2 protein-coding genes are annotated in these 4,134 nt (G+C 38.0%); one reads left to right on the forward strand and one right to left on the reverse strand.

The genetic code is table 11. The features are described from left to right. Positions 1–133 precede the first annotated feature (133 nt). Positions 134–3,115 (reverse strand): triple tyrosine motif-containing protein, encoded by a 2,982-nt coding sequence (locus tag Q0L68_RS17280; protein WP_296705512.1) that lies wholly within the window; start codon positions 3,113–3,115, stop codon positions 134–136. Between the two features lie 125 nt (positions 3,116–3,240). On the opposite strand from Q0L68_RS17280, the gene Q0L68_RS17285 reads away from it, so the two are divergent. Then, on the forward strand, positions 3,241–4,134 hold an 894-nt coding region (locus Q0L68_RS17285), incomplete at its 3' end, for a hypothetical protein (RefSeq protein WP_296705513.1).

Here is a 4,134-nt window from a genome sequence, read left to right on the forward strand (position 1 = left end):
ATCTTCTATCCTTCCCATGTTAGTTGCAATTGTATTTAATGTATATACATGTAAATCTAACAAAAGGTTTTGAGAAAACTTTATTTTTTTCAAAAAAAATCAAAAAGGGCTTAAAAATTAAAGAAAAGTGGGTTTAGAATCGAAGTAGAAAATCACTCAAATTATCTTTACGGGCTAACCCAAGCTTTTTTCGCACTCGATATCTTCCGATTTCCACTCCTCTTACAGAGATCCCCAAAAGATTTGCAATTTCTTTGGTGTTGAGATTCATTCGGATGTAAGCAGAAAACTTGATTTCTTGGGGGGTAAGTGTCGGGTAAACTTCCTTAAGCCTAGTGATAAAATTCCCATGAACTTGGTCAAAGTTTTCTGAGAACTGCTCCCATTCACTTCCATTTTCGAGATCTCTGTCAATGGATTTCACTAATCTACCTAGCTGCTTGTTTAGCCCTTTATTTTGTTCCTCGTTAGAAATGGAATTTAAAGTGCTCTTAATAGTGGCCAGCAATTGATTCTTTTGAATCAAATTCATTGCCGAGGAGGTCAACTCTTGATTTTTATATTCGATCTCCGACTGAAGTTTTTCATTTTTCAATTTGACAATTTCTTCTTCGGTTCGTTGGGTAATCGTTTGGATTTCGCGCTCTTTTTTACGTAGTGCTTGTGATTGCTCCTCTTCCAGTTTAATTGTCTTCCTATTATACCTGCGATCTAGAAATTTATAAGCTAGAAATAGTGAAATCAAACTGCCAAAAGCATAAAAAAGGTAGGCGAAAATACTTCGATAGAAAGGAGGCTTGACTGTGAAAGAATAAATCGTCTCAGAACTTACCTCATCAAAAATGTTTTTTGCTCTGATCCTGAATAGGTAATCTCCTTCCCGAAGGTTGGTATATTCTTTTCTGTTTTCATAAGTCCAATCAGACCAATCTTCATCAAATCCTTCCAATAAATATTGATAATAAATCTCCGCTCCGCTTTCAAAATGTGGAGAAACAAATTCAAATGTCATGGAATTCTGTTGGTAAGGGAAACTTATCCCGTTGATTTTTTCCATGACATTTCCATCGAAATCATGGCCTCGATAGAGAATTGAGTCCACCACTCCATGATTGGAGATTGATTTAAACCAGATTTTTGACTGGATCACTCTCGGAATATCCGAGTCTGGAGCATAGTGAATAAAGCCGTTTTTCCCTCCAAAGAGTATGTTCTTATCATCAATGACGATGACGTTTGCCAAGTCATCATTCCAAAGACTTTTTATTTTGTTGAAACTCGAGTAGAAAAGCTTTTGACCTTCCAAAGGATCTGACTTCAAAACCCCAAGCATATTCCGCTCAATAAAATAGATGTTATTCAGGACATCACTTTCCAAGTCAATTATTGTAGGCGAAGTTTCAAATGCGCTTTGGTAAACAGTTGAAGGGACAAACTGATCCTTTTGTAGATCATATTCAAAAAACCCCGAATCAGCTGTGAAAATGAGTCGATTTGAAATGTTAAAAACATTAATCAAAATATCCTTTGGAAATCCGTTTTCGCTATTGTAAAGTTTGCTGCTTACGACTTGAGTAAGTCCCGAGTCAAGTGTGATTTTAAACACCCCCTTGTACCCATGGGAAACCCAAAGACTTTGATCACCAAATTCAATTAGTCTGGATGATTCCTCAAATCCCTTAATCTTTCGAAGGTACCTTACCTCATTTTCATTTGACTCGAGAAGTGATAAGCCATCGTAATTACCCTGCAAAATCAAATTCTGAGATCCCGGAATTGGTTTAAATACCCAAGTCCCTTTTTGACTCGATATTTGGGTGACTTTTTTTCCTTTTATACTAAATGTCCCAGCATCATGCCCCATTAAGACATGACCGTTGATTTGTTGAATACTATAAACCTGCCCTTCTGATCCTGGCAAAAATTCAAGCCGATCCCCTTCTAAGAGATATAAACCTATATTAGTCCCAAGGTATAAGTTGCCATTAACTTTGAGTGAGGTATATCCAGCTCCTTGAATTCCAATCCGGTCATCGATAAAGGTAAAAGGAGAGTTAAGATCAACTCGCGAAAGTCCATTGTTCAAGGCTAACCAAAGTCCATCTAAGTTGTCTTCAAAAATATAATTGATGGTCAAATCAGGAAGTCCTGATGCCTTATCGAGATGGAGAATTAAATCACCTTGAGTGGAGATAATAAATAAACCCGCGTTTTGGGTAGCCAAGGCAATTGAACCATTTCGAAGTCGAGTACTGTAATTGATCTGATAATTATTTTTCCAAAAAGCCCCTCGAAATTCAAAGGATTCCACATCTCCATCATATAAGAATGCCCCTTCATCAAAAGTGGTGATCAACAATCGTTTTTTATCAAAATTCAGAATATTGGAAATCCTTTTATCGACAAAAAACTCACCATTCCTTACCAATTCCAGTTTCCCGTTTTTTAAAACAAGTAGTCCTTTTTTAGTATCAAATGTGTAGAGTTGATTCTCTACTTGGAAAGAAATATCTAGGCGGGATTCGGTGGGAACTACTGTCAATTTACCATTGCTGTAGATGTAAATCCCTTTAAAAGTACAGAAGTAAATTTTGCCCTCGATCTCAAATACTTTCCAAGTTTCATCAAAATCCTGCAAGGAAACCGGGAGGCTATCGGCTAAAGAAACATAGCTCAATTTTCCGGAAAGGTCTGTGTCAAAATACCCAAAATCTGCTTGGCTTCCGAGGTATATTTTCCCATCGCTCGCTTGGATGATGGATCTGACCTTGGTATCACTTGCTCCAAAACGCTCCCAGGATTTCCCATCAAATTGCAGCAATCCCATATTATTTGCCACATAAATGTATCCCGATCGATCCTGAATAATATCCCAATTCTGAATGCCCGCTTTATAATTTTCCGGGAGATAATTGTTAATCATTGGCAGACCTTGAAAACTCCGGTTTTCTTGGGCAGATAGTATTGAACCAGTCGCGATTTGGATTGCAATAATGCAAAAAAGCATCAGGCAAAAACGGAGATTTTTCCAAGTCATAGGGTCTACTGTTGTGAAAAAACAAAATCCATATTGCGAAAGTCCAAAATTATTTAAACCATGCTCAAATGAACTCAAATAAAGATTTTTTGCAAAATGATGAATTTTTGATGTATTAAAAAAAATGAATAGATGAATTCTTGTAGCATTGGATTTTTTGGGGGTGTTAATAAATACTCAGAATTTGAAAGAAAAATAACCCTATGAAAAAGTCACTACTAAATTTAGGGCTACTGTTTGCTTCTTTGGCAATCATCGTAGCCTGTGACAATGGATACACTGATGTGCCCATTGTAGACAATGCTCCTAGTATCACCTTAGGTACAATTACCAGTGGAACTACAGAAGGAGAAGATTTTAAAATTACGGTCGCTGTTAAGGATGCGACAGAAGGTAGCCAAATAAGCCAATTAGGTTTGTTGGAATACGTGATCACAAAAGGCGGAACAATAGTAACTTCCGGCTCAGAGGCACTTACCGGTTGGAGTCAAACAGTTCCAATTACAGTAGCAAAAGGATTTGCCCCAGGAGACTACAATTTTGATGTTACTGTATCTGATAGCAACGGAAATAAAAACGTGGCGAATCAATCCTTCAAAGTTTCTCCTGCTAAGCCTGCTTTCGATATCACAGGCGTTTGGACTATGGCTCCAGTTGCTGGTGCACTTGCAGTAGGACCAACTGCAGGAAGCGGCGAATGGTATAAAAATTCAGCTGCAGATGTAGTTACTCGTGCTTGTTTCTTTGACGACAAGTATACTTTTAAAGCTGATGGCTCATTCACAATTGATATGGGCACACAAACCTGGCTTGAGACTTGGCAGGGAGTTGCTGCAGAGTCTTGTGGTACGCCTGTAGCACCTTATTCCAGCGGCAGTTTCACGTATACTTATACAAGCTCTGCTTTGACTTTAGTGGGTAAAGGCGCTCATGTTGGTCTTCCTAAAGTAAATAATGCAGGTGAGCTTCCTAATGTTCCAGCTCCAAATCAAATTACTTACACCATTGTAGAGCAAACCAAAGTTGGTGATACTCGAAATATGACTCTTAGAGTTCAAGCAGGAACAGGCGTATGGTGGGATTTCAAATTGACTTCA

Origin of the sequence: Algoriphagus sp. (assembly GCF_024642405.1) — a bacterium.
Classification (GTDB): domain Bacteria; phylum Bacteroidota; class Bacteroidia; order Cytophagales; family Cyclobacteriaceae; genus Algoriphagus.